We start from the raw sequence: 654 nt of genomic DNA, 5'->3' as shown, positions 1-654 counted from the left end.
GCATGCCGGTGGGCTACGCGATGCTGCTGGAGGCACTGGAGCGCGACGACGGATTGGCGCGCAGCTTCTTCCGCAACCTGCGCCGCCTCACCTATTCCGGTGCGCGCCTGCCGGACACCATCTATGCGGGCCTCCAGGCCCAGGCCACGAAGCACACCGGCCGCCGGATTCCGTTCGGTTCGGCCTATGGCTCCACCGAAACATCCGCGGCGGTGACCTGCGTGTTCTGGCCCACAGAACGTTCCGGCCTGATCGGCCTGCCGCATCCGGGCGTCGAGTTGAAGCTCGCTCCCATCGACGGATCGCGCTACGAAGTGCGCGTGCGCAGCCAGGCCGTGACCCCGGGCTACCTGGGCCAGCCCGAGCTGAGCGCGAAGTCGTTCGACGAAGAAGGATTCTTCCTCATGGGCGACGCCGCGACCTTCGTGGACCCGGACAAGCCCGAGGAGGGCCTCGCCTTCGCCGGCCGCGTGGCCGAGGAGTTCAAGCTGCAGTCGGGCGTGTTCGTCCGCGTCGGTTCGTTGCGCGTGGAGTGCATCAGTGCGCTGGCGCCGCTGGTGACGGATGTCGTCGTCACGGGCGCCGACCGCGCCGACGTGGGCCTCCTGGCCTGGCTCAACCTCAACGCCTGCCGCGAGCTCGCGGGCCGGCCCG

Annotated in this window: 1 protein-coding gene; it reads left to right on the top strand. The window is 69.7% G+C overall.

Annotation, left to right across the window (positions count from 1 at the left end):
• Positions 1-654 (top strand): AMP-binding protein (locus AC1DTN_RS38080; protein WP_477925334.1); only part of this gene is annotated, 654 nt, incomplete at both ends.

The organism is Rhizobium sp. 01T444 (genome assembly GCF_056398305.1).
Note: the sequence above shows the minus strand (reverse complement) of the source record. Positions and strands in the feature narration are given on the sequence as shown.